The 23,298-nt window shown below is 64.4% G+C and carries 22 protein-coding genes and 3 pseudogenes; 10 read left to right on the top strand and 15 right to left on the bottom strand.

What is annotated here, in order from left to right:
• Positions 1-22: 22 nt before the first annotated feature.
• From F6X51_RS25545 to F6X51_RS28230, 4 genes are all read right to left on the bottom strand, one after another.
• Positions 23-223 (bottom strand): hypothetical protein, encoded by a 201-nt coding sequence (locus tag F6X51_RS25545; protein ID WP_150966677.1) that lies wholly within the window; start codon positions 221-223, stop codon positions 23-25.
• Between the two features lie 2 nt (positions 224-225).
• Positions 226-1,941 carry a potassium-transporting ATPase subunit KdpA gene (gene kdpA, locus F6X51_RS25540; protein ID WP_150966676.1) on the bottom strand — a complete coding sequence of 572 codons (1,716 nt, stop codon included), beginning with the start codon at positions 1,939-1,941 and terminating at the stop codon, positions 226-228.
• Positions 1,942-1,965: 24 nt separating this feature from the next.
• The gene (locus tag F6X51_RS25535) at positions 1,966-2,055 is read right to left on the bottom strand and encodes a K(+)-transporting ATPase subunit F (RefSeq protein WP_017484418.1); all 90 of its coding nucleotides are present in this window, start codon (positions 2,053-2,055) and stop codon (positions 1,966-1,968) included.
• 552 nt (positions 2,056-2,607) lie between these two features.
• Complete coding sequence (locus tag F6X51_RS28230) at positions 2,608-2,748, bottom strand: hypothetical protein (RefSeq protein ID WP_191970271.1); 141 nt, start codon at positions 2,746-2,748, stop codon at positions 2,608-2,610.
• A 271-nt stretch (positions 2,749-3,019) separates the two neighbouring features.
• Between F6X51_RS28230 and F6X51_RS25530 the strand changes: the two genes are divergently transcribed.
• Positions 3,020-4,042: an ROK family protein gene (locus tag F6X51_RS25530; RefSeq protein WP_150966675.1), complete on the top strand. Its 1,023-nt coding sequence runs from the start codon at positions 3,020-3,022 to the stop codon at positions 4,040-4,042.
• Here F6X51_RS25530 and F6X51_RS25525 read toward each other — a convergent pair.
• Complete coding sequence (locus tag F6X51_RS25525; protein ID WP_150966674.1) at positions 4,039-4,527, bottom strand: low affinity iron permease family protein; 489 nt, start codon at positions 4,525-4,527, stop codon at positions 4,039-4,041. The genes F6X51_RS25530 and F6X51_RS25525 overlap by 4 nt on opposite strands.
• 165 nt (positions 4,528-4,692) lie before the next feature.
• Between F6X51_RS25525 and F6X51_RS25520 the strand changes: the two genes are divergently transcribed.
• The gene (locus F6X51_RS25520) at positions 4,693-5,001 is read left to right on the top strand and encodes a hypothetical protein (RefSeq protein ID WP_150966673.1); all 309 of its coding nucleotides are present in this window, start codon (positions 4,693-4,695) and stop codon (positions 4,999-5,001) included.
• Between the two features lie 18 nt (positions 5,002-5,019).
• Here F6X51_RS25520 and F6X51_RS25515 read toward each other — a convergent pair.
• The 5 genes and pseudogenes from F6X51_RS25515 to F6X51_RS25490 all read right to left on the bottom strand — a co-directional run bounded on the left by F6X51_RS25515 (position 5,020) and on the right by F6X51_RS25490 (position 13,184).
• Positions 5,020-6,439: pseudogene (locus tag F6X51_RS25515) on the bottom strand (CYTH and CHAD domain-containing protein).
• 169 nt (positions 6,440-6,608) lie between these two features.
• Complete coding sequence (locus F6X51_RS25510) at positions 6,609-9,740, bottom strand: alkaline phosphatase (protein WP_150966672.1); 3,132 nt, start codon at positions 9,738-9,740, stop codon at positions 6,609-6,611.
• A gap of 838 nt (positions 9,741-10,578) precedes the next feature.
• Positions 10,579-10,671, bottom strand: a pseudogene (locus F6X51_RS25500) (IS6 family transposase); the annotation flags it as partial.
• 89 nt (positions 10,672-10,760) lie between these two features.
• A complete protein-coding gene (locus F6X51_RS25495) occupies positions 10,761-11,549 on the bottom strand; it encodes an alpha/beta fold hydrolase (protein WP_150966671.1) in 789 nt (262 codons plus the stop codon).
• 281 nt (positions 11,550-11,830) lie between these two features.
• Positions 11,831-13,184 (bottom strand): annotated as a pseudogene (locus F6X51_RS25490) (IS1182 family transposase).
• 156 nt (positions 13,185-13,340) lie between these two features.
• On the opposite strand from F6X51_RS25490, the gene F6X51_RS25485 reads away from it, so the two are divergent.
• Entirely contained in the window at positions 13,341-13,898 is a 558-nt protein-coding gene (locus tag F6X51_RS25485) for a dihydrofolate reductase family protein (RefSeq protein ID WP_150966670.1), read from the top strand.
• A gap of 254 nt (positions 13,899-14,152) precedes the next feature.
• Here the strand turns inward: F6X51_RS25485 and F6X51_RS25480 are convergent, their stop codons facing one another.
• Positions 14,153-14,542 (bottom strand): winged helix-turn-helix domain-containing protein, encoded by a 390-nt coding sequence (locus F6X51_RS25480; RefSeq protein ID WP_246697006.1) that lies wholly within the window; start codon positions 14,540-14,542, stop codon positions 14,153-14,155.
• A 52-nt stretch (positions 14,543-14,594) separates the two neighbouring features.
• On the bottom strand, positions 14,595-14,822 hold the full coding sequence (locus F6X51_RS28400) for a helix-turn-helix domain-containing protein (protein WP_210250343.1): 228 nt from the start codon (positions 14,820-14,822) through the stop codon (positions 14,595-14,597).
• A gap of 1,071 nt (positions 14,823-15,893) precedes the next feature.
• On the opposite strand from F6X51_RS28400, the gene F6X51_RS25475 reads away from it, so the two are divergent.
• Positions 15,894-16,202, top strand: a complete 309-nt coding sequence (locus tag F6X51_RS25475) for a DUF6894 family protein (RefSeq protein WP_150966669.1) — start codon at positions 15,894-15,896, stop codon at positions 16,200-16,202.
• 381 nt (positions 16,203-16,583) lie between these two features.
• On the opposite strand, the gene F6X51_RS25465 is transcribed toward F6X51_RS25475, so the two are convergent.
• Positions 16,584-16,835 carry a hypothetical protein gene (locus tag F6X51_RS25465; RefSeq protein WP_150966668.1) on the bottom strand — a complete coding sequence of 84 codons (252 nt, stop codon included), beginning with the start codon at positions 16,833-16,835 and terminating at the stop codon, positions 16,584-16,586.
• 102 nt (positions 16,836-16,937) lie between these two features.
• On the bottom strand, positions 16,938-17,129 hold the full coding sequence (locus tag F6X51_RS25460; RefSeq protein WP_191970270.1) for a hypothetical protein: 192 nt from the start codon (positions 17,127-17,129) through the stop codon (positions 16,938-16,940).
• Positions 17,130-17,291: 162 nt separating this feature from the next.
• Between F6X51_RS25460 and F6X51_RS25455 the strand changes: the two genes are divergently transcribed.
• Complete coding sequence (locus F6X51_RS25455) at positions 17,292-17,624, top strand: DUF2934 domain-containing protein (protein WP_150966666.1); 333 nt, start codon at positions 17,292-17,294, stop codon at positions 17,622-17,624.
• Between the two features lie 282 nt (positions 17,625-17,906).
• On the opposite strand, the gene F6X51_RS25450 is transcribed toward F6X51_RS25455, so the two are convergent.
• Positions 17,907-18,140, bottom strand: coding sequence for a hypothetical protein (locus F6X51_RS25450; protein WP_150966665.1), 234 nt, complete (start codon positions 18,138-18,140; stop codon positions 17,907-17,909).
• 887 nt (positions 18,141-19,027) lie between these two features.
• Between F6X51_RS25450 and F6X51_RS25445 the strand changes: the two genes are divergently transcribed.
• The 5 genes from F6X51_RS25445 (at position 19,028) to F6X51_RS29125 (ending at position 23,130) form a co-directional block, all read left to right on the top strand.
• Positions 19,028-19,333, top strand: a complete 306-nt coding sequence (locus F6X51_RS25445) for a hypothetical protein (RefSeq protein WP_150966664.1) — start codon at positions 19,028-19,030, stop codon at positions 19,331-19,333.
• 41 nt (positions 19,334-19,374) lie between these two features.
• Positions 19,375-19,551: a ribosome modulation factor gene (locus F6X51_RS28225; RefSeq protein WP_191970269.1), complete on the top strand. Its 177-nt coding sequence runs from the start codon at positions 19,375-19,377 to the stop codon at positions 19,549-19,551.
• Positions 19,552-20,656: 1,105 nt separating this feature from the next.
• Positions 20,657-21,181, top strand: coding sequence for a hypothetical protein (locus tag F6X51_RS25435; protein ID WP_150966662.1), 525 nt, complete (start codon positions 20,657-20,659; stop codon positions 21,179-21,181).
• A 560-nt stretch (positions 21,182-21,741) separates the two neighbouring features.
• Positions 21,742-22,167, top strand: a complete 426-nt coding sequence (locus F6X51_RS25430; protein ID WP_150966661.1) for a cupin domain-containing protein — start codon at positions 21,742-21,744, stop codon at positions 22,165-22,167.
• Positions 22,168-22,776: 609 nt separating this feature from the next.
• A complete protein-coding gene (locus F6X51_RS29125) occupies positions 22,777-23,130 on the top strand; it encodes a GGDEF domain-containing protein (protein WP_407658682.1) in 354 nt (117 codons plus the stop codon).
• Positions 23,131-23,298 lie beyond the last annotated feature (168 nt).

The raw sequence follows: 23,298 nt of genomic DNA, 5'->3' as shown, positions 1-23,298 counted from the left end.
CGCAGCGCCGGGCCTTGCCGGTTCAGGGGGCGGTCGCGCCGGAGGCCAGGGCGAAGGCCGCCATCAGGGCCAGGCCGCCGAGGAGCGCCACGCCGAGGAGCGCCAACACGAGGTCAGAGGTCCGTAGCGGCTTGGCCTCGGCGCCGTGCGCCCGGTGGTGGAGCGGTCGGTGCGGCATCAGGTGGTGGCGCGGTATGCGCCGGTTCGGGAGGGCGCGCGGCATCTCTAGCCTCCCGTCGCGAAGGTCTGGCCCGCCGCGCCGGCGAGGTGCTCGACCACCGGGCCGAGCGCCAGCGAGGGGAAGAAGGTCAGGCCGCCCATGATCAGCACCACGCCGACGAGCAGGCCGATGAACAGGCCGCCATGGGTCGGGAAGGTGCCGGCCGACGCCGGGACCCGCTTCTTGGCTGCGAGCGAGCCCGCGATGGCGAGCACCGGGATCTTCACGAAGAACCGGCCCACCAGCATGCCGATGGCAAGCGTCGTGTTGTAGAACAGGGTGTTGGCCGTGAGCCCGCCGAAGGCCGAGCCGTTGTTCGCCGCCGCCGACGTGTAGGCGTAGAGGATCTCCGAGAAGCCGTGCGGGCCGGCATTGGCGGGACCGGCGAGCCCGGCGGGCACCACCGTGGCGAGCGCGGTGAAGCCCAGCATCATCAGCGGCAGGCAGAGGATGCCCAGCATGGCCATCTTGACCTCCTTGGCCTCTATCTTCTTGCCGAGGTACTCGGGTGTGCGCCCGACCATCAGGCCGGCCACGAAGATCGCCACGACGACGAAGATAAGCATGCCGTAGAGGCCGGCGCCGACGCCGCCGATGATGACCTCGCCGAGCTGCATGTTTAGGAGCGGAATCAAGCCGCCGAGCGCCGTGAACGAGTCGTGCATGGCGTTGACGGCGCCACACGAGGCGGCGGTGGTGATCACCGCGAACAGCGCCGAGGCCGCGATGCCGAAGCGGACCTCCTTGCCCTCCATGTTGCCCCCGGTCAGGCCGAGGTTCGAGAGGACGCCGTGCGCGTTGGCCTCGGCCCAGTAGGTCACCGCGACGCCGACGACGAACAGCAGGCCCATGGCGGCGAGGATCGCCCAGCCCTGCCGCTCGTCGCCGACCATGCGGCCGAAGACGTTGGTGAGCGCGGCCCCTAGGGCGAAAATCGAGACTATCTGGACGAAGTTCGACAGAGCGGTCGGGTTCTCGAATGGGTGCGCGGCGTTGGCGTTGAAGAAGCCGCCGCCGTTGGTGCCCAGCATCTTGATGGCGACCTGGCTCGCCACGGGGCCGACCGCGATGGTCTGCTTCGCGCCTTCCAGGGTGGTCGCCTCGATGTAGGGCTGGAGCGTCTGCGGCATGCCCTGGGACACCAGGAACAGCGCGATCAGCACGCAGAGCGGCAGCAGCACGTAGAGGGTCGCGCGGGTCATATCGACCCAGAACGAGCCGAGCGTCCTCGTGGACGCACGCGCGAAGCCGCGGATCAGCGCGACCGCGACCGCTATGCCAGAGGCCGCCGAGACGAAGTTCTGGTGCGTCAGGCCCAGCATCTGGCTCAGGTACGACAGCGTGGTCTCGCCGCCGTAGGATTGCCAGTTGGTGTTGGTGACGAAGCTCGTCGAGGTGTTGAAAGCGAGGTCCGGCGCAACGGCGGCCTGGTCGGCCGGGTTCAGCGGCAGCACCGCCTGCAGGCGCAGGATGGCATAGAGCAGCACGAAGCCCGCCACGTTGAAGACGACCATCGCGCCGGCATAGCCGAGCCAAGTCTGCTCCTGGCGGGCATCGATGCCGGAGACGCGGTAGAGCCCGCGCTCGATGGGTGCGAGCACGGGCGAGAGAAGGTTGCGCTCGCCGTTGAAGACGCGGGTCATGTAGAGACCAAGCGGCTTCACGAGCGCCAGGACGACCGCGCAGTACAGCGCGATCTGCATCCAGCCGTTGAGTGTCATGGGGGTTGGTCCGTGCTCAGCCGCTCAGAACCGCTCGGGGCGGACGAGGGCGTAGGTGAGGTAGACGAGGAGCCCGGCCGTCACGAGGGCTCCGAGGGCGAGGTCGAGGGTCATGGCAGCTTGCCTCAGAGGCGTTCGCAGAGGGCGGCGTATCCGGCGGCGAGCGCGAAGAAGGCGAGGCCTCCGGCGATGAAGACGATGTCGAGCATGGTGCGTCCGTATTCGTTCGGCCCGTCGGTTGCGGGCGACCCGCGACCAGCCTCGGCCGACCTCCAATGTGGACGGGAACCGCGTTAGGGTTCGAGAGGGAAAGGACTGCGATCTTATAAGGATCGCATTAGGATTGGCCGGATTTCGGGTCCCTGGACGGTAGGACGCCCGTTCGGCGCAGGCTGGCCTGGAGTTCGCGGCAGGCAATGGGCGCGTCGAGGCGAGTGGCCCCGGAGCAGGATGCGCGCCATCGGGTGCGATCCACCCGGATCACCCCGGTGGCGTGTCCCGCGAAGCTCGCGCAGGCGACGCCGCAAGCGAGGCAGCGGCCGCTGAGCTGACGCAGTTCAACCTCGCGAGGTTCGACGTCATCCTTCTCGCGAGCCGAGGCAGGCGCAGGAAGTCGAGCGACAGGACCGGCCAGGCGGCCGCGTAGCCCGAACGGCGGCCAGGCGCTCAAGACGCGGGCAGCAGGTCAAGGGCGTTCAACGCGAGAAGCGCAAGGGAGAAGACCGACCACGAGCCGAGGCCCAGGATCATCAGGGCGAAGACGCGGGCGGCCCTACATTCGGCGGCGATGTGCCGGAAGACGATCATTGGGATGCTCCACACCGGCGATGACCCGGTGGCGCAAGAAGTCTTCGCTACCCCGTGAGGGAACAAGATGGATGTGGAGCTTCCGGCATAGGTAAGTCATAAGGGCAAGCCGGTCGGGCGCGACCGTGTAGAACCACGGCGCCATCTGGCTCGGGCATGGTGCCGAACCTCATGCCGTAGATGACGGCTCAGGCCGTAAGTGTCATCGTAATGTCATGCAGCCAGCGTCAGGCTGATCGGCTTGTCTGGCTGGAGCGTCCGGATGTGTGAAGTGAGCATCCGGCACGGGACCCGCCACTTCCCCGACAACCGCCTGGATGCCTACAACCTCAAGCTCGAACAGAACGGCGGCTTCGTTGGCGACCGCGTCCGGAGCAAGGCGTTCACGCTGATCCTCGACGGCTTGCGAGAGGAAGCGCGACGCAGCGGGCCCGACCCGCTCGGGGACACGGCGAGCGAGGACCGCCCGAGCCTCGACGACCTGCTGGAGCGCCCAGGGTCGGAAGCCGGCGCCGTGGTTGCGCGAGCCGTCGACCTTTACGCCGCGGCCTTCGCCGACGTGGTGCGCCGGTTTCTCGCCGAGGACGAGTGGCGCGGCACCGAGCGGGTCGTAGTCGGCGGCGGACTGCGCGAGAGCCGGCTCGGCAAGGAGGCGATCCGACGCGCCGGCGCCCTGCTGCGCGCCGGCGGGCACACCGTCGAAGTGCTGCCGATCCGCGCGGACCCCGATGAGGCCGCCCTCCTCGGCGCCCTGCACCTCCTGCCTCTCGGCGAGAGGGACCGCGCCTTCCTCGCCGTCGACATCGGGGGCGGCAACATCAGGGCCGGCGTTGTCGTCCCCCCGGAAGTGGGCGACCTTGAGGGCCGGGTGCTGTTCCGCGAGCACTGGCGCCACCGGAAGGAGCCGGTCGGCCGCGACGACATGGTGGGCCGCATGGTCGGGATGCTCTCCGCCCTGGTCGAGCGGGCGGAGGCGGATGGCCTTGCGTTGGCTCCGTTCGTCGGCATCGGCTGCCCCGGCGAGATCCAGGCGGATGGCGCGATTGCCTCCGGCACCCAGAACTTGCCGGGTCACTGGCAGGAGCCCGACTTCAACTTGCCAACCCGCGTCGCGAAGTCCCTGGGCCGCATCGGGGGCGAGCCCGTCTCGGTGCTGCTGCACAACGACGCCGTGCTGCAGGGCCTGAGCGAACTGACACGGATGCGCGACGTATCGCGCTGGGGCGTGCTCACCATCGGTACGGGCCTGGGCAACGCCCGCTTCACCAGCACCGAAGCGTGGGCATCGGTTTAGTCGGCGGCCGGGCCGACGGCCCGTACCTTCTCAGTCGGGATAGGATGCCATGCCAGCGGCGCGCCGGGCGGCCTCACGCGCCTTGCGTCGGCGGCTTCCTCCGCGGCCGCCTGCGCCTCGTCCAGCTTGCCGCCCTCGGCGCGGCTCGCACAGCGCTCGCGCAACTCAGCCAGTTCGTCCTCGATCAGGCTCTCGATGCCGATGTAGCGATTCTGTGCCTTGCTTGCCCGGATGAGTTCGTCGAGCTTGGCCTGGATGGCCGCCCCGTCCCGGTTCTGCGTGTTCTGGATCAGGAAGACCATCAGGAAGGTCACGATGGTCGTGCCCGGTTTGATGACGAACTGCCACGTATCGGAGAAGTGGAACACCGGGCCGCTCACTGCCCAGACGACAATCAGCACGATGCAGTCCGCGAAGGCACTCGGCCGCCCGGCTGCGCGAGCGACGGAGGATGCGAACGCGGTGAAAGCCTTGCTGAATGCCATGCAAATTCGTCGTGGTCGAGCACTCTGCTGCCAGGCTTACCATTCGCACGGTGACGGTTAGTCCCTCCCGGGGCGGCCCAGCCGCAGTCGCCTTGAGCTTGGCCGAGGCAGCAATGCTAGAGGTTGGATGATCCGCGTTCCTGCATGCAGTCTGAAGGAGAGATCATGTCCTCGATCCAGGCCATCGCCGCCACAATCAGCAGCTTGGTGGCCCCTGGTAAGAAGCCGAAGGGTCTCATCGCGGCGGTGCGCGAGCAGCATCCGGACGCCTCAAAGAAGGATATTGTCCGGGCCGCATTCTACGCGCTGATCGAGCACAAAGACGGCGGCACGGAGCAGGCAAAGCACTTACAGGAGTTCGCACTTGGGGAGCGTGCCATCGAGGATGAGGATGCCGTCGTGCTGAAGCGATCCACCAAGAACAAGAAGGGAAGGAGCAAAACCCATAAGGAGGTTCGTCGGGCCGCTCATTGATGCTTCTCTTGAGCCCCGTCAGCGCCAGAATGGCTTTACGTCTATCAGTTCCTCGTGCGCTGCCGCAGCCGCCGCTAGGAGCTTCTTGGTTCGTGCCTCGATGTCGGCAGCCGTCAAACCGGCGGCAAAGAACGTTGAACTGTTCGCCCAATTTGTCTTGCAGGTCAGACAAGGTTTTCACGAATGCCTTGTGGCTTTCGACCGCCTTTTTGCCTGAGTAGAGGCGCGCGAAGAACTCGGCTCCGTAGCGCAGCTTCTTGGCCGCGATGCGAACCTGATGGCGATCCTCTGGGCTGAGTTCGTCGAAATGAAGCCCTCGCTTCTTCACCTGTCGACGCCGCCGGTCCAGCACGACAACTGCGAAGGTCCGGGCTGGCTGATCCCGCTGCTCAGTTTTGTCGGCGTCGCCAGTCTGCAATCAAGGCCCTGCGTTGACCCAGTCCACAAGGTCAACCATGAGCGCACGCCACTCATCCGAGCGCAGCGTCGCCAGGACTGCCTCGTAGGCTTCGGTGCGCTGGGCTTCCAAATGCTTTTCGAGGTTGAGCAGGCCGACCTCGTCCGGGTGCAAGGCGCGCTCGGCCGGCAGAGTCGTGGCCAGAAAGACATCCAGATTGCGCGCCCGACCGAGTGGCTCCGACAGCCGCTTCAGCTCCGCCCGCAGTCGGGCACCCTGGACGTCTTGGACGAGAGCGCCGAAGAGCGAGAAGGCCGAGCGTAGCCGACGGATTGCAACGCGGACCTGATGCAGCGCATCGGCGTCGCGCCGCTGAAGCAGAATGTTCTCGTTCACCCGCATGTGGCGCAGGCAAGCATGCGCGACAGCCCGGAAGGCGTCGGCCGCTGTGATCCCCTTTCGCAGCGAGACAGGCTCGGCTTTGCGGACCTTCGTGTGATCGCCCGCCGCAAGGGCGTAGCCGCGCTCGGCCTTGCTCAGGACTCTAAGCCGAAGGGGCACAAGCGTCGAGATGGCTTGAGAGAGAGCAAACACATCAGCGGCATTCCCCTCCTTAAGCTCAAGCTCGATCTCGCAGATAGGTATGACTTCGCCACCGGTCGCAGGCGTTTCGATCCGGCCTGTGTCGAGGGCAACCTCGATGCGGGAGCTGCCTTGTTGAACCAGGTAGGTCTTGCGCTCCACGAACGTGATGAAGATCGGTTTGAGCTTTGTCTTCTTGCTCACGACCTCCCCTAGCGGGGTCTTGGCGATGTCGTCTCGATCCGGCTCGGGCCCGGCCACCCCCTGCTCCCATTCGGAGCGCTCGAACAGGCCTTCTCCCTCGGCCTTGACGGTTTGAATATGGCTCTCGCCTTATTTGCGAACCCGCAGGCCGAAGCCAGCTTCCCGCAACCGCTGATCGGCCGTGTCGAAATAGACCGAGGCGAGTTGCGCTGTGTCTTGTGTGGTAGCCTCTTGTAGCAGCGGGTGACCCTGCAACGTGGCGAGGTCGGAGGGCTCTCACTCCAGCTTCAGCTCGATCTCTCTCGGTTCGCTCATCCAGTCCCGAAGGTTGGGGCATCAAGGCCGGTCGGTGCGGCGTAGTGCTTCACGATCTCGGCTACCGTTCGAGTCGTCCAGCTCGAGGCGCTCGATGGACGCCTGACGATCAGCCAACGCTACCGGCACCGAAGGTGGTGTCGGAGAATGGGTTGCGGCCCTCGTAGATCCCGAATTGCAGGTAGTGCTGCATCGGGTCGATCCCAGCCGCCGCGACGTCGCGGTTGGCGGCAAGATAAGCCGAGGAATCGAAGGCGACGGAGGGGTCACGACCTTCCTTGAAGCCGGCATTGTCATAGTGTGTCAGCGGGTTGATGCCGGCCCGGGCTACGTCCGCGTAGGCCCCGAGATAGCCCTTGGTGTCGAACACCGCGTTCGGATCGCGGCCCTCCTTCCAGCCGAACTGCTCGAAATGCCGCTGTGCGAAGGCGAAGCTATCCCCGCCTGCAGCCTGGGCGGCTTTGGCGACATCCGCGTTGGCCAAGAGGTAGAACTCGGCGTCGAAGCCCTTTGCCGTGCCGAGATCCCCCGCCCGGCCGATGGCCTTGCCGATCGCCCGGCCCTCGTCCTGGCCGAATTGCAGGTAGTGGGTGAGCGGGTCGATCCCGGCCGCCCGGACGTCGGCGTTGCGCGCGAGGTAGAGTTCGTTGTCGAAGGCTGCGCCGGGGTCGCGCCCCTCGCGGTACCCGCTCTGGGCGTAGTGATCGAGGGGGTTGAGGCCGGCGCGGGCGACGTCGGGATTGGCCGCGAGGTAGCCGCTGGTCGAGAAGAAGGCGTTCGGGTCGCGCCCCTCCCGGAAACCGAAGCTCGCGTAATGCGCGTCTGGATCGAGGCCGGAGGCCGCGACGTCAGCGTAGCGGGCGAGGTAGGTAAGGTCGTCGACCAAGGGGGCGCCGTCGGCGTTGTCGATGGTGCGATCGCTGAACTGAACCTGCTCGATCCCCCGCAGGGTGTCAGTGCCCTCCGGTCCGGTGATGACGATGGCGCCCGAAGCGCCAAGGCTGATCTGCGCTGCTCCGAGGGCGTAGGCGAAGATCGCCCGGTCGATCCCGGTTCCACCGTTGAGGATGTCGTTGCCGGCGCCGCCGATAAAACTGTCGTTGCCGGCGGCTCCGTTCAGCGTGTCGTTGCCCGCCCCGCCCACGAGGAAGTCTGCGGCGCTGCCGCCCGTCACCGTGTCGTTGCCCTGTCCAGCATTGACATAGTGGCTCTGCCCATCCCGGCCGGTTAGGGGAACCAAAGTATCGTTGCCGGAGGTGCCGAGCGCGACCACCCGGAAGGCGTCGCCGCGCTGTGTGCCGGCCACCAAGTCGCGCACGTCGAACGTCAGCCCTTCCGTCGAGGCGACGAAGGTGTTGCCCTCATCGTCGAAGCGGCTGACCGCCCCGGTCAGGGTGTCGTTGGCTCCTTCCGCCTGAAGGCGAACCGCGAGGGCACCGTCCTGGTTCGAGAGGGTGCCGCCGTCGTTGGCGTTGCCGTTGCCGACCTCGGCGGACGTGAAGGTGAGGCGCACCTGACCGGCCGCGGCGGCCGAGATGCTGACGCGGTCGTTGCCCTCGCCGAGATCCGTCCGGTCCGCCCCGTCCGACGTCACGTTGAAGAACGCGGTATCGCTGCCGGCGCCGCCCGTCACCACATCGTCGCCCGTGCCTCCGCTCAAGGCATCGTTGCCGTCGCCCCCGATCAGGGTGTCGTTGCCGCCACGGCCGTCGATGATGTCGTTGCCGCCTAGGCCGTTCAGGGTTTCACCCGCATCGCTGCCGATCAGGTTGTCGGCCCCATCGGTCGTCGCGGTCGCGTTCAGGTTCACCTGAGCCTGCAGGAAATTCCCGAGTTCGGCCTCGTCGGTGTAGGTCCGGCCGCTGCCGATCGACTGTCCCTGGGCGTTCGTGGCGACGTCGCGCTGGTCCGCGAGCTGCGGCAGGAGCGTCGAGCCCGCGCCCGCGGCGAACAGGGGGATGATCTGGTTCGAGTGGTTGGTCGAGAAGAACAGACCCTCAGGCACGCCGTCGCCGTTCCGGTCCGGCTGCACCGGCTGGTAGGGGACCGTCGCCCCCTCCGGCCCGAACAGCAGGTGGTCGTGGTCGGCCGTGACGATGATGAGCGTGTCCTCGAACGTGGCGCGGCTCGTCGGCGAGTTGATGTAGTCGACGACGGTCTTCACCGCGTTGTTGAAGTCGATGTACTCCTCGATCATCCGCCCCAAGTTGTCGGCGTGCATCGCGCGGTCGACCGCACCGCCCTCGATCATGAGGTACATGCCGTCCGGATCGGCGTTCAGCTTGTTCAATGCGGCGAGCGACAGCTCGGACAGTGTCGGCGATGTCTCCAGGCGCGGCACGCTGAACGGGATCTCGGTGGCGTTGGGGGCCGCTGCGCCGGATCGGTTGAAGTTGCCGGACGTGAAGGCCTGGGTGATCATCGCCAAGCGTTCGGTGGTCGGAGCGCCGGTGCCGGCGGCCTGGATCGAGGCGCGGTCCTGGAGCAGGTTCCAGCTCTGGCCGTCCTGCGAGCGGAAGGTGTCGGCCTTGAGCGAGTTCCAGAGGTCGGCGCCGATCCACTGGTTGTCCGGGGTCATGCGAAGCCGACCGTTATCATCGTAGTCAGGATTGCCCGTGCCGCCGATGACGTCGAGGATGCCGGCGCTGAACATCTCCTGCGCGATCTGGTTGGCGTTCGAGCGCGCGATGTTGTGAGCGCCGCCGGTCGCAGCGGGCGTGGCATCGCTGAACTGCACCGTGGTGACGACGCCAGTCGCCTTACCCAACTGCTTGGCCTGCTCGGCGATGGAGAACAGCCGCTCGCCGGCGCCATCGACATCGATGGCGTTGTTATAGGTCTTGCCGCCGGTGGCGATGGACGTCGCGGTGTTGCCCGAGTCCGGATAGGTGGTTCGGTTCCACTCGTAGCCTGCGAAGGCGCGCGGCTGGCCGTTCGGATCAAGCCCGGAGACGGGGGCGAAGTCGTAGTTCTTGGCCGGGTCGTAGACCACGGCCGGGTTCTGGGCGAGGCCGCTCCCGCCGGGCAGCGGAGCCGTGCGGTTGTCGAGGGGATAGACGGACTGGGCGGTGGCCGTGAAGGCCGGACCATCGGCGATCAGCACCTTGCCGGCAGCCCCTGCCCGGGCATCGCCATCAGCCAAACCTTGTAAGTACAGACGCGTCGCCTGCAGGGTGTTGAAGCCGGCGCCATCGGCAATCATGACGATGACGTTCTTGATGGGGCCAGCTGACGAGGCCATCTTGGTTCTACTTCCTCGATCGGATCATTTTATCTGCGGCTTGAGCCCTGGTACTTTGACAACCGTCCGCGAACACAATCTCGTTGCGAAAAGCTTCTGGGCCCTCTCTATACAAGCCTTGGCGTACATTATTTTTCTTGACGGTTTGATGAAATTTTAAACATTCAGAAACATTTATTCATGTAGTCGGCTCAATTATTTCATTTGATGGCGGCATTATTTGATATGTATCAAATATTTGTAGGCTTGGCGGTGCTTCTTCGCCAAGGGTCCTCGGAGGAGGGCAACCCAGGCCTACTCGCGAACCCACTTCGAGTGGGCTCTGTTGTTAGGAACGCGAACTTGACTTGCGTCCAAGAGGCTGTTGGAACGATCACTCACCGCACGCATGCCGGAGCTTGTCCACAGAGGTATGCTTCAACGGACATTGCGTTCTTGGTGAGCGGCTTCACGGCGCTCGCCGATTGGGTGTTACGGAACCGTCCACGTCGCGTAAGTGGAATTATGGAAAAGAACGTTCCATAATTCATGGGGTTTGCGAGCAAGATGGCACAGCCATGCAAAGCCAATTGAGCCGCGCTTTGCTCTTGGGCATGCTCCTGGGAAGTCATTCTGAAGCCGCATCCGCGCAGGCGTCGGTTTGGGCAACGTCTTGCCCGCCTCCGCTCAAGCTGGCTGCCGGTGCATGTGTCCGTTCTTGCCCGGCCGGCTACGACGACCGCGGACGCGAATGTGCATTCCGCAGTCTGGGCCGTTAGCCCAATTTTCTTCGCGTAAGCCCATTTATGGAAGCAGCGCGATGTACGCGGGTTGGGCGTTATGGAGCGCAACCGGAGCAGGCCTGCGCGATCAGCGCAGCTTCGAAATGCCGGCGCTTGAAGTCGGCCTTGAAGCGCTGCTTCAGCTTCGCGGCAATAGAAGACAGGATCATGGACCGGCTCCAGAGCGGCGGCGGCAAGCTCGGCGGGTATGCTTGACGACCCGTAAATGACCGCGGGCTCGGGTTTGCGACAAGCCCTTTCAGGGCGCATCCTCCCGGACCGTCTCAAGGATGACGCGCGCCGTCTCGGCAGGCTGATCCCAATGCGGGAAGTGGCCGCAGCGCTCGAACCAGTGCAGCCGGGCCGACGGGAAGGCTACCTGGTTGCGTGCAGCCTGGCGCGGCAGCAGCAGGTGGTCTTGGCGGCCCCAGCCGATGGTGACCCGGCCGGGAGTCTTTGCCGAGCCCTGCTGCAGCGGCCCGCGCGCCAGCTCACGCAGCATCGCATCGAACACCGGTGTGGCCGCCAGGCTTTGCAACTCCTCCACAACAAGCTGCGGTGGCAGCACCCACGGACGGGCCGACAGCTGGGCCAGCAGCAGCGTGCGGGTGACGGTGTGGCGCGACAGGCCGGGGTGGAAGGGCCGCAGCAACCGCACCAGGCGAATCGATGCCGCGAGCGTCCAGTGAAACCAGCGCGTCTCCCAACCGCGCCAGAAACCGCCGGGATCAAGCGCCACGCAGTGCCGACCGATGCCGCGCCGCGCCAGCTCTAGCACCAACCGGCCCCCCACCGAGCTGCCGACAAGGTCCGCTGTCGCCAGGCCTTGCGACTGCACAAAGGTGGCGAGGGCGTCCGCATGGGCCTCAAACGTCTGCCGGCCCGCGAGCGGGGCCGATCTGCCATGTCCCGGCAGGTCGACCAATATCAGTTCGCGCGAGCCGCCCAATGTGGTCAAGAGCGGATCCCAGGTGCGCAGATTGGCCCCCAGCCCATGGACCATCAGCAGCGGCCGACCCGTGCCCAGACGTTCAAAATGTAGGAACATGGCGGCATTGTCCTCCGATGTTCGCGCTCCATGCATTCGCGCGCAGGCGCTACTGAAAAACCCAGGGCAGCGGTGTGCAGACCTGTGCAGCCCGACCGGGCCTGTCGCAAGCCGTAGGGGAGGTCACAAGATAGGCCAGAAGCTGATTGTAGGAAAAACGACCGTTTCCCCGACACATGCAGGCGGCCGTTTTGGACCGATTTCGTTGAAAAGCTCGTTGGCGGCCGGGATCGGCGTGGGGCGGGATGAGTCCTCGTCCTCGGGCCGGGTGTCCCTGCCGGTCAAGCCGGGCTCGGCTGCGGGACCGGGATGATCTTTGCGAGCTTCCTCAGGTTCTGGGCGGCGGCTGCGAGGTGGAACTCGTCCTTCGCTCCGTTCGGTCCTCGTAGCCGGAGGCGGTCTAGCTTCAGGATGCGCTGGAGGTGGGCAAACAGCATCTCGACCTTCTTGAGCTCGCGCCGTGAGGTTTTGCCGTCCTCGGAGCGTGCGATGTCGCGGGCCATGTCCCGCGCGCCCTCGTAGATCGAGCGCGGTACCTTGCGCACCGGTTCGTTCGGGCAGCACCGCGCCTTCAACGGGCATGGCGCGCAGTCGAACTTGCTCGCATGGTAGAGCAGCGTCGCCCCGTCGTTGACCAGGGCGCCGGTCGTGGTCAGCCCTTGGCCCGCCGGGCAGCGATAGGCGTCGCCCGGCTGGTCGTAGGTGAAGTCGGCACGTGAGAAGGTGCCGTCGATGCGGGCCGACTTGTCGAACACGCTGATATGCGGCTCGATGCCCTGCTCGTAGACGAGCCAGCCCAGCATCTCAGCTGAACCGTAACTGCTGTCGCCGGCCAGCTTGGCCGGATAGAGGTCGAAGCGCTCGCGCGAACGCTCGATCATGCGTTGAGCCGCTGTGACCTCGGCTTGCCGGATGGCCGTGGTCGCCTCGACGTCGACGATGATCGCGTGGTCGAGGTCGATCAGATAGTTAGCCGTGTAGGCGAAGAACGCCTGCCCGCCGTGCGCTCCGGTCCAGCGCGCGGCCGGATCGGCGGGCGAGATGAACTTGGGCGGTACCGGCGTCGCGGCCCCGAAGGCGGCCTCGTCGAGGACGGCGAGGTACTCCTGAGCGGCACGGCTCACGACCTCAGGCGGCCAGGCCGGCAGAGCCTTCGACCCCCTTCTGCCGATTGGCATCGGCCTTGATCAGGCTGCCATCGACGGCAAAGCCTTCGCCACCCACGAGGCCCTCGGCGATGCAGCGGGCGAGCACGGTCTCGAACACGCGACGCAGGAGGTCACTATCGCGGAAGCGGCCATGGCGGTTCTTGGAGAAGGTGGAAGGATCCGGCACCCGGCCGTCGAGTCCGAGCCGGCAGAACCAGCGGTAGGCGAGGTTGAGGTGGACCTCGTCGCAAAGCCGGCGCTCGGAGCGGATGCCGAGGCAGTAGCCGACGATCAGCATGCGGATCATCAACTCGGGATCCACAGAGGGGCGGCCCGTCGAGGCGTAGAACGGAGCCAACGCTCGGCGCAGGCTGGTCAGGTCGACGACGCGGTCGATGGAGCGAAGCAGATGGTCGGCGGGGACGTGGGTCTCAAGCGAGAACTCGTAGAACAGGGCACCCTGCTCGACTTGTCGAGGTCCCATCATCTGCTTCGATCTCCGCCTCTCGACAGGAGTGAATCACTTCATCACTACCGCTGCAACACCCGAGTTTTTCAACAGAATCGGCCACTAGCGGAAGCTGAACATCAACCGCGAGCAATGGCTCTACGTCTTTTCGAGCATATGGCATAGGCTCACCGTATGGGACTTTTGACCTTCAGCTTAAACGTCACCCTGGACGGCTGCGTTGACCACCAGGAAGGAATTGCTGACGACGAGACGCACGCGCTCTTCACCCGTCTTATGGACGAGGGCGGGGCGATGCTGTGGGGCCGCATCACCTACGAGATGATGGAGAGCTACTGGCCGGCGGTCGCTCGCGGCGACGTGGAGGCGCCGCCGGCGATACGCGAGTGGGCGGTCAAGCTGGAGGCCAAGCCGAAATATGTGGTGTCGTCGACGCGAAAAGGCTTCCCGTGGACCAACAGCCACCACATCGCCGACGACCTGCGAACAGGCGTGCAGAGGCTCAAGGACGCGACCCCGAGTGGCGTGCTCCTCGGTAGCGGCAAACTCGCGAACGAGCTGGACCGGCTAGATCTGATCGACGAGTACAAGCTCCTCGTCCATCCTAGGATCGCTGGCCACGGCCCGACCCTGTACCAGGGCGGGCTGCCCAGTACGCGACGGCTCGAGTTGGTTTCGGCGAAGCCGCTCCGCAATGGCGCGGTCGCCATGCACTATCGGCGTGAGCGCTGAATCGGAGCAGCCTCAAGACGCTGGAGACGTCTGCTTTCCACCGATTGTGTTGAAAAACTCAGAGGTGACGTCTGCTGCCACGTCCGGAGCCTCACCTTGGGGAAGGGCCTTCTCTTTCCGGTGCCACACATTCCGATTTTGACCGACTCGCACGAGCCCACGCGGACAATTTTTCTCCGCACGGCCTGGTGTGGTGCGTCGCTTCGGCCGCATCCCGAGATTTTCAGCAAAATTCACCCTAACAGACAAAAGTTCTATCGATCTACATGTCGGCAATCCGATCGAAAACCTGACAAGTCCACCGAATCGCTTGCATCCGTCCTCTGCGGTCCCCATATCGCCCGCAGGGTTGGATGCCAGCTGATGTTGAACGCGTCGGCGTAGTAGAAGACGGATCCTGGCTTCAGGCCGTCGCGAGCGAGTTCGACCGCCTCTTTTTTGACAGCATAGTCCGGATCCGGGCTGCTGATCGTGTGCTGGGGGCGACCGAACCCGAGACCAGCCGCACGCAGCAGCCGATGGATGCTGGCCACGCTCATGCGCAGGCCTGTCTCCTCCGCCAAATGGTCGGCGAGACGGGCGGCGGTCCACATCGAGAACGGCAGATCGAGGGCGCGCGGGCGCCGCCGCACCAGCTCGACCAATCGCTCGCGATAGACGGTCCTGGCCTTGGCCGGCTTGCCGGAGCGCGGCGCGTCAGAAGCCGTCGATGCCCTCGGCCTCGTAGCGATGGATCCAGCGTCGGACCGTCTCGCCACTCTCACGCTCGATCGCGGCAACTTCGGAGACGGCGAGCCCCTGCTCGGCCACGAGCAGGATCATCTGCGCACGCGTGCGGACCCGGACGTCACGCGTCGTTCGGTAGAGATCGTCAAGCTCGCGCAGCTGATCGACGTTCAAGCTGTCCAGACGCAGGGCACGCATCACGGCCTCCCAGCTCAACGCCCTAGCATACCACGAAACCTATGAGGACGTAGTTAGTTGATGAGGCAGAAGCCCGCTCCTGATCCGACGCGCCGGGCAGCAGGGCACCCTGGCGGTTGCGCAACGCCCTTCTTGGCGGACGGGGTGCTCGTAGGTAGCCCTGCAATCGAACCAGTCTCGCTAGGCAGAGTGGCGCTCACGGTGGGCGATGCCTCGACCGATTGTCCCGTGACATGGGGATAGATGCTGCTTTCATCTGCATTAGCCGCAGTGAGATGACTTCCCAGAACAACGCCTATGAGGCCGATCAAGAGAGTTATACGCATAGCTGTCACCATCCTGCGGAAATCAGTTCGGGTTCAGGCGCTGCAAGCATGCGCCGTCTTCGACTTGAGAGCTTGGACATGAGAACTTGCGATCCCGATCTCGTCTGCTCGGGTGTCATCGCGGATCCTCGGAACGAAGGGCTCGCTGTAGGCCCGTTCGCAGGTCGTCTCACGGCTGTCGAGGAATCGCAGTGGAGTTCCGCCCAGACCTCGTGCAGGCCGTCTTGGTCCCTGAACCACCTCATATACGAAATTCTGGATCTGCCATTTTCCGGGTTAGGAGCGGAAATTTGCTCAACAGTACATCCGGAATAAATCGGGCTTATGACATCAAGATACAACGATTTTTTATTCATTAATTCCAAGGGTTTTTCAAGATTTATTATCAATACAGAATGCGTCATTCCAGTTTGATTTGGATCTGTAGATTACACATTGCTGATCTGATGAACCAAGTCGGAGTTCATTAATCGGTTGCATTACCCGTTGAAATTTGGTTAACGCATCATACTAAACTGTGATTTATTTGAGGTATTGCTCACGATAGCCTGATTGAACGGTGGGCTTGCGCGACCGCTCATCTCACGCTTGTGGAGAGATCGGGACAATTCTTACGACATCCGTCTCGGCCGATTCACCGCGCAGCCGCTTCGGAGGGGTAAGGGCGCAACGCTTGGGCGTGACGGGCCTTGAATATACACGCCAGCGTTGTGCAGGTGGATCGATCACCACGAGGGGAGGGCGGATGCCGCGCTACTTTTTCGACGTCCTGCACGATGATGAGGACGTCACGCGGGACCATCAGGGGATCGACTTGCCCGACTTGGAGGCGGCAGAGATCGAGGCCCTGGAGATCTGGAAGCGGATCATCGGCGAGCGCGTTGCGGGTGCGGCGAACCCGCTTCGCTGGCACGTGGTCATCTTGGATGAGTACGGGGCGGCCTTGGCTGAAATCCCCTGCCCTTTCGATCTCGCGGACGAGGACGATTGTGACGGGACGCCGGAGGTGCCGCGATGGCGTCGCGCATGCGGAGATGGCATAGGCGCGACATGAACGATGACGTGCCGTAGCCTTCCATGATCGGGGTCTCGCCGCTCGCAAAGCCTGAGCGACAATCCGGCTGGTCGATGCGCAGATCCGGCAAGCCGGTCGAGTGTTCGGATCGCCCGCATGCAGCCGAGAAGGCGCGAGAGGGTGCGCTGGCGGCTGTCGAGCGAGACATGAACCCGACGGCCGACGCGCGCCGTCGCTGAGCCGAGGTCAGGATCATGTCGGAGTTCGAAGCGCTGCTTGACCGCCTGAAGGCCGCCCAGCGCACGCTCGTACATGAGCCTGCGCATTTGCCGATGCTGCAACCCGATGGAACCCTCAGCAAGAACGCGGACCGGGAGACCACGATTGCGGCTGCCGAGGCGCTGATGGACGCGGAAGACGCTACGGCTGGGCCGCAGGGCCGATCGCAGCATCTCCGAGCCACGCCGCAACCTCTTCGAGGGAGCCGAAGCCGTGCTCGATCTCGATGAAGGGCCGCGGCCTCTGTGCGGGTGCAAGATCGTCCAGCAGCTCAGCGCGCCACTGTCTGGCCTCGCCATCGGCGGTGATGTCGCGGACCACCCCACCGATGACGATGCCATCGAGCAGCAGGTCGTAGCTGCCGGCTGCCAGCCGGTCGAGAGTGTAGGGCATTGGGGTCCTGAGCGTAGGAATTCCTCACCCTGAGCGGATGGGCCGAGCGCGCGCTGCCCTGCTGAAGGCGGATCGGTCTGATTGCTGGTCGGGTGCCCTGAGTTAGGAGCTTGGACGAACGAAGCATGCGGCGAACTCGTGCGGCTCGTACGTCCGGCCCGTGATGTCCGTGATCTGGATCCCATCGAGCCCTTCGCCCTGCAGTTGTCGGGCTTTTTCGACGGCAGCGTTGGCAGAGGCCCGCTGGAAGGAAACGGCTCGGCCATTCTGCTTGCCGGTGACAATCAGTTGCATGATGCCCTCTTCAGTCTGAAGCGATAATCTCGCGGCCAAACCGCCCATGCCGCCGCCCATGACGTTGGCTGCCTATGAAGGGTAACGCACGGAGTTGTCCGAGGGTGTTGAGCCTGCGAATTATTTTTGCGGCCGGGAAAATCTCGTCAGAGGAGCATCATCATGGGTGACGATCGGGACGACAGGATCAGGGCACGCGCCTACGAGATCTGGCAGCGGGAAGGCTCTCCCGCGGGACATGCGAACGATCACGGGTTGGAGGCCGAGCAGGAACTGGACGCGGAGAACACTGGCGCAGGCTCAGCCGTTAGTCAGGACGAGAGAGCCCCGCGGGGAATACCTGAGACGAAGGCGAACCAGGCTGCAGGCGCTGCGCCTGATCAGCATCGTGCCGATGAGGACTTAGACGCACGTCAGGACAAGCTCCTGGATCAGGCGGTCGAAGAGACCTTCCCCGGCAGCGATCCGATTTCCCCAAAGCGGATTACGAAATAACGCTCGCTTCGACGAGTGGCGCGGTCGGGCGCTTTGCGTCAGCTCCACCTGTAGATCGATGGGCGCCCGCTCAACACGAGCGCTGGCGTGCCTATTCGGAAGCAATCTCGGAGAAGGGGTTCTCGTCTCCTGTCGCAGTCGCTGATGCGTCTATGACGGACGGCTCAACCAGTTCCAGAACCATCAGCGCGATCAGCATGGCGACGAGGCCGACGATCAACCGATCCGGAGGCTTCCGCCTCAATCTGCGAGAAGGCAGCGTCGTTGGCATAGGGCTGCAGCCTAATGCATCAGGGCGTCGGCCGGCCGCCTACACTTCCGCACGATGCTGGCTAGCAGGACCTCCTGCGCCTTTTGCGTGACAGTCATGGCCTCCGCCTGCGTGGCAAAAGCCTCCGAGTCGAGCACGTACCCGTCTGGTCCGATGCAGACCGACAGCCAAGGGAGTCCGGGCACCGGCGGAGGATAGACCGTGAAGGTGTAGCGGGCGAAGTCGTCCTGGATGGTCTCGGACATGCGGGTCGTCCTCTCGGTCGTCCTCTGGGTTGCTCGTCCCAGCGGACCAACGTCACCGCCGGATTATCGTTCAATCTCCGACGTGCACTGGCTGACCCTAAAACAGCACATCATTTGACCGCCTGTGCGTTGTTGAAGTCGTCAGCTTCGCCTCATCACCTCTTCTTTCGCGAATGCCGTATTTTGTATCCCAAATCTTTGATATGCCAGAGTCCATCATCGGCAGCCTCGTATCGATGGGTTTGCTACGTTCTGCCGATGTTGCCAAGGCGGTCGAGGCCCTCCTGGCTGATCCAGAGACGAAGACATACCCCTTGAGTGAGCGGTTCGTGCTGGATTGATCTGCGGCCATTTCATCTCATCCCTTCGCGGTGAGGACGCTGAGACGCCGCAACGCAGGCATCGAGGCTCGCCGCGGAGCGGTTCGGATCGCGATCATGCTCGCATGGCCGGAGAAGCAACGAGCAACGTCGGAACGACGATGACAGGAAGCCCTCGTGGAACATCGAATGATCCAGCGCCTTGGCTTGGTGCGAATAAATAAATCAGGAGGTAACAATGCGCCCGCCGGAGAAATCAGGTTCAAGCAAGGGCAGCACGCCAAAGAAGGGCGGCGGTCTGGGCAGTATCGATGATCTGCAAGGCCATCCTGGCAGCGGGAGTTCTCCCGGCCCTTCCACCAAGGGACCTGGGGAGACCGAAGCCGACAAGGCTAAGGAAGCCCGGGCCGGACGGGAAAAGGGCAAATAGATCGGCGTGGTTCGAAGAGGCTCGCATCAGCCATCCCCTCCTCTCGGGTCGATCGCAGTTCCGTGATCTGAACGGAGCTGCGACGGGTGCGTTGGCTCCGGTTGGGCTTCCGCTCTTCGTTACCAACGGGATTGTTCATGAAACAGCTGATCTTCGCAGTGGTGGCGCTGCCCTTGGCTACAACGGCCTTCGCTCAGACCGGAACCGGCCCTGCCGAGATCCGGCAGCCGGGGCCGCCCACGGCCATTGCGCCGGCTGAGGCGACCGGAACCGTGGTGAAGCCGGGTGGCATCGATAACAGCGGCCCTGGCTCAATTGGGACGGCAGCTCCTGGTGGGACCGGTGCCTCCAGCATCTCGAACAATTCCGGCGCCGCCGGCAACGCGGAGCATCCAGAGCGGCCGATTGGGAACACCGGCGGCGGCGGCTCGGGCGGTCAGTAGTTCTTCATGATGGTCGATGCCGAGCAGAGGAGAACGAGGACATGGCAGACGACCTCACTCCAGCGATGCAGGAAGGCAAGGCTGCGAAGCTGGCTGGCAAGACTGTCTCGGCTAATCCCTATCGGGCCGGTTCGCAGGAGAGCGCGGATTGGATGGCAGGGTACGTCCACGACGAGGAACAACAGAACGTGGATCAGCTTGAAGGGGAGGAAGGCTGATCCTCGTTGCGCTCGGCGCTCTCGGAGGTTTGACAGGAGTGTGCCTTGGATAGCTGGAGGCCTATGGACCGGGCCCCTCACGATGGCCGTTGGATCATCGCGATCAACCGACACGAACCTGATCTGAGAGCGGTCGTGCGGTGGGATCCGACACGCTTTGGTGATGCACGTCCTTGGCACGTCGCCTCTTGCGAACACGGCCATTTCAATGATGCTTTCACGGATTGGATGCCATTCCCCACCTTCCCCGAGTGTGAGAACGAGAACGGCGCTGCCGAGTAGAGATCAGGCCGCCTGCTCGCACGGCCAGAGAAGCAGTCAGTCGGTGGCAGGACGCCCTGACGTCCGATCTCCGTTCGGCATCCCCGCTTGGGAGGACCATACCCGCCGGCCATGGCGAGGAGATCGTCAGGCGCGGTCGGTGCCTTGGCTGGCTACGGCAAGGGGAGCCAGCGGCCATGCTCCCCAAGTCAAAGGGCAACGCGCAGCGGGTAGCGCTGAGGATCGGCGAGAGCGGTCGGAAGGTCGTTGCCGCTGCCCCTCTCCGGGCTCCAGAGGCCAGGACATGACGGGGTCGTTCCGGAACCGTTCACCGCGCCTGCGGCCAATGGTTGGTCGACACGATCAGGAGAACTCAGAGAGGCTTCGATGAGGACAGCATTCTACGCCGCCACCATCCTACTCGTCGGTCTTGGTAGCAGTGCCGGCGCGGCGCCCGGCGTTCCGATGACCGCCCAGAGCCTTGGCATCGCGTCTGCAGTGAACCCCGTCGCGATGTGTGGGTACTCCTGCCGCCGTGGTGGCCGCTACATCCCGGGGCCGCCGAGCGTCTGCTACGACGAAGGCCTGAACTATTGTGGGTCCTCACGCGATGTTGGGCCGCGCCGCTTCTATGACGGCGGCGGATACGATGACAGAGGGTATGGGCGCCGTTATGAGCGATACGAGCGTTACTGAGCCAACGCGCGAAGCCGTGGAAGGGCAGGGTGGGGAGCCTTGACGGTGGCCCCAGCCCTCGCCGCGAGCCGCATCGTCACGTCCTGGAATAGCTCAAGGGTTGGGGCAGGCACCTCGACAGCCGCGCAGAGCCGGGTACATTCCCGCCATGCGCACTGCCCTGTTCGCTCTTGTCCTGTTCGCTGTTGCCCTCTTCATCGCGGCCAGCAACGCGGAGGCAGATGCGACTCAGCGCCATCGCCGATCGACCGATCCGTTCTCGCCGATTGCAGCGCAGGCCGTCCGACTGGTCCGCGAGCATACCACGAACGGCTATATCAGCGTGGGTCAGACGCTCGCCTACGCTCAGAAGGTCCGGCCTGAGAGCTTCCGCGTGGATCGGCTCTGGGCCGAGCAGCGCGAGGACGAGCCCTTCACGCGCGTCCACATCTGCTACTGGCTCCGCAATCCCGGTGTCCGAGCCCAGCCTGCCTGTGGGATCGATTATATCGTCACGGTGAACCCCCCGCACGTCCGGCTTGCGCGGCCGCTGGATGGCGTCAGCCGTGACCTGCAGGCCGGGCGGGAGCAGTTCGTCCGATCGATTGATCGCGAACTCGCTCTGCAGCGTGAGCCAGCCACGAAAGCGCTTCGCGACACACTCGCGCCCTTCAACCCCTACGATTGGCGGTAGCGCGCCGCGAGCGGGACAGCGTTCCGTGACGTTACATCCTCACCCACATTGATCCGACCGATCGTCGTCCGCGGTTCATCTCAAATAGAAGCGCCAAGTGCGGGTCCGCCGTTTGCAATCTCTCGTACGCTGTGACTGATTAGCGTACGAGTGTGCCAATGTCAGACGATACCGGTTCATCACGAGATCTGCATCCTCGTGCGGAGGCGCGACTGCGTTCTGCGGATGGGACAGCTGCCTTACCGGCCTCGGCTGAGACACCGGTGAGAGGTCACGTCAAAGCGATCCTGCGGAAGCTGCCGATGCATGACGCGACTCAGCGCGATGGCGCCTCTCGCTAAGCATCCCGCTACGCTTCTCCTCCTGCGTATCCGAGTCCTCGATGACCCTCTTCACCATCCTCGTCGTCAGCAATCTTGCCATCGCCGGCATGTTCTCCCTCGTTGCCTTAGCCGCTGATTGAGACGGGTTGCCTAAACGCGCTGGGTGCGCGTCTTGGCGGGAGGCATCGACGCTGGCATCATTCCAGGTGCAGCTGCTGTTATTGAGAGAGACAAGCCATGATCACGAGGAGAGGCTTCACTGCCTGCGCCATCTGTGCGGCTGTAAGCTCCGCGGGTTTTCTGGCCACTGAAGCGGGTGCACAGCCGAGCCCGTCCGGCACTAGCCCGATCAAGCGCAATACCTTGAGCAAGACTGACGTTCCGGGTGGGAACATGATCGCTATCTTGATGACCGTAGATGTACCCGCCGGCGTGGACGTTCCTCGGCACACCCATCCCGGCATCGAGTCGACCTATGTCCTTGAAGGTGAGGCGGAACTCTACGTGCAGGGCCAACCTGATATGAAATTGATGCCGAGCGGAGCCTTTCAAGTGCCTCCTGAAGTGCCGCACGGCATCCGAAACGTCGCGAAGCCGATGAAGCTGTCCATCACGTACATCGTCGACAAGGACAAGCCGCTGCTGACGCTCGCTCCGGCTTGAACCGCGTCGCGGCCGGACCGGCGGCTGGCATCCTGCGCTTACGTCCCGTCACCCTGGCTCCGATCGAGGCCTGTGCGCCGCCAAAGGCCATAGACAGCAAGTGCCGCCGCCACGCCAAAAGCCAGGATCGCCAGCCCCTCGGAAAGCAGGTGCCCGGTCGCGATCGCGTCGGCACTCGGCGTCCAGCACCGCACCGAGCGGGTCGCCGCGGCCATAATGGCTACGTAGAAGACGAGCGCGCACGCAATGTGAAGCCAACGGGGCTGGAGAGCTTTTACGAGCCTTGGCCGATTGCAGGTGCGGTGCAGCGGTCACAGCTGCCCGGGCGTCCGATGCCTCCGGCCCCCGCCGCGCGGCCTTCATCATGCCGGGGGCCATACGAATCCGCCGACACCTTAGCGCGTTCGAGGGACGGCGTACCAAGCCGCCGCCGACCATGCTGAGGCGCCGGGCTCTTCATCGGCTCCAACCGCTTGGCCGGCGCACCGGGCGGCTTCCCGGGCCGGCCGCTCGGTTCGCCACAAGGCTCGCCGTCCAAACCTCGCCTCTCAGCCCACGTCCTTGCGCTCGCCCCGCGCCACCACCGTCATCATCGCATCGGACGAGGCGCTGAAGCTGATTGTCCGCTCGATCGAGGCAGCCCCCGATCCGACCCACGACATAGCCTGCCGGATCGGTGGAGAGGAGCTCGCCGTCATCCTGCCGGACACGGATGCGGGAGGAGCCGAGCTTGTGGCCGATCGCATCCGTGAGGCTGTCGCAGGCTGGAAGGTCCCACATGCGGCGAGTCCCCATCGGGTGCTAACCATCAGCGCTGGCTTGGCGCAGATCCCGCTTGCGCCAGCAGTCGAACCTGTGGCGCTAAACGCTGTGACAGACCAAGCACCCTATGGAGCCAAGGGCACGGCCGCAATCAGGTACAGGTTGCGGGAAAGAAAGCGAAAAGTCTTCGGGTTGTCGTGAACTGAGATCCAGCACTGAGCCTGCTGTCTCAGATCATCGCGCCGGTGTAGGTCGCGCCATACAGTGCCGCATGGCCGAGGTAGTACAAGGCAAGAAAAGCCGCGAGGGCTGCCGCGTAATAGGCCGGGGCCAGCATGGCGGTCCGCGCCCGCACGGCGACCCGTGCAT

The sequence above is a fragment of the Methylobacterium planeticum genome (assembly GCF_008806345.1).
Classification (GTDB): domain Bacteria; phylum Pseudomonadota; class Alphaproteobacteria; order Rhizobiales; family Beijerinckiaceae; genus Methylobacterium; species Methylobacterium planeticum.
This window is presented reverse-complemented; position numbering and strand designations above follow the sequence as displayed.

Coding starts and splice junctions, on each gene's coding strand:
- F6X51_RS25545 (WP_150966677.1), bottom strand. CDS start 223: ATGCCGCGCGCCCTCCCGAACCGGCGCATACCGCGCCACCACCTGATG.
- kdpA (WP_150966676.1), bottom strand. CDS start 1,941: ATGACACTCAACGGCTGGATGCAGATCGCGCTGTACTGCGCGGTCGTC.
- F6X51_RS25535 (WP_017484418.1), bottom strand. CDS start 2,055: ATGACCCTCGACCTCGCCCTCGGAGCCCTCGTGACGGCCGGGCTCCTC.
- F6X51_RS28230 (WP_191970271.1), bottom strand. CDS start 2,748: ATGATCGTCTTCCGGCACATCGCCGCCGAATGTAGGGCCGCCCGCGTC.
- F6X51_RS25525 (WP_150966674.1), bottom strand. CDS start 4,527: ATGGCATTCAGCAAGGCTTTCACCGCGTTCGCATCCTCCGTCGCTCGC.
- F6X51_RS25520 (WP_150966673.1), top strand. CDS start 4,693: ATGTCCTCGATCCAGGCCATCGCCGCCACAATCAGCAGCTTGGTGGCC.
- F6X51_RS25510 (WP_150966672.1), bottom strand. CDS start 9,740: ATGGCCTCGTCAGCTGGCCCCATCAAGAACGTCATCGTCATGATTGCC.
- F6X51_RS25495 (WP_150966671.1), bottom strand. CDS start 11,549: ATGTTCCTACATTTTGAACGTCTGGGCACGGGTCGGCCGCTGCTGATG.
- F6X51_RS25485 (WP_150966670.1), top strand. CDS start 13,341: ATGGGACTTTTGACCTTCAGCTTAAACGTCACCCTGGACGGCTGCGTT.
- F6X51_RS28400 (WP_210250343.1), bottom strand. CDS start 14,822: ATGCGTGCCCTGCGTCTGGACAGCTTGAACGTCGATCAGCTGCGCGAG.
- F6X51_RS25475 (WP_150966669.1), top strand. CDS start 15,894: ATGCCGCGCTACTTTTTCGACGTCCTGCACGATGATGAGGACGTCACG.
- F6X51_RS25465 (WP_150966668.1), bottom strand. CDS start 16,835: ATGCCCTACACTCTCGACCGGCTGGCAGCCGGCAGCTACGACCTGCTG.
- F6X51_RS25460 (WP_191970270.1), bottom strand. CDS start 17,129: ATGCAACTGATTGTCACCGGCAAGCAGAATGGCCGAGCCGTTTCCTTC.
- F6X51_RS25455 (WP_150966666.1), top strand. CDS start 17,292: ATGGGTGACGATCGGGACGACAGGATCAGGGCACGCGCCTACGAGATC.
- F6X51_RS25450 (WP_150966665.1), bottom strand. CDS start 18,140: ATGTCCGAGACCATCCAGGACGACTTCGCCCGCTACACCTTCACGGTC.
- F6X51_RS25445 (WP_150966664.1), top strand. CDS start 19,028: ATGAAACAGCTGATCTTCGCAGTGGTGGCGCTGCCCTTGGCTACAACG.
- F6X51_RS28225 (WP_191970269.1), top strand. CDS start 19,375: ATGGCAGACGACCTCACTCCAGCGATGCAGGAAGGCAAGGCTGCGAAG.
- F6X51_RS25435 (WP_150966662.1), top strand. CDS start 20,657: ATGCGCACTGCCCTGTTCGCTCTTGTCCTGTTCGCTGTTGCCCTCTTC.
- F6X51_RS25430 (WP_150966661.1), top strand. CDS start 21,742: ATGATCACGAGGAGAGGCTTCACTGCCTGCGCCATCTGTGCGGCTGTA.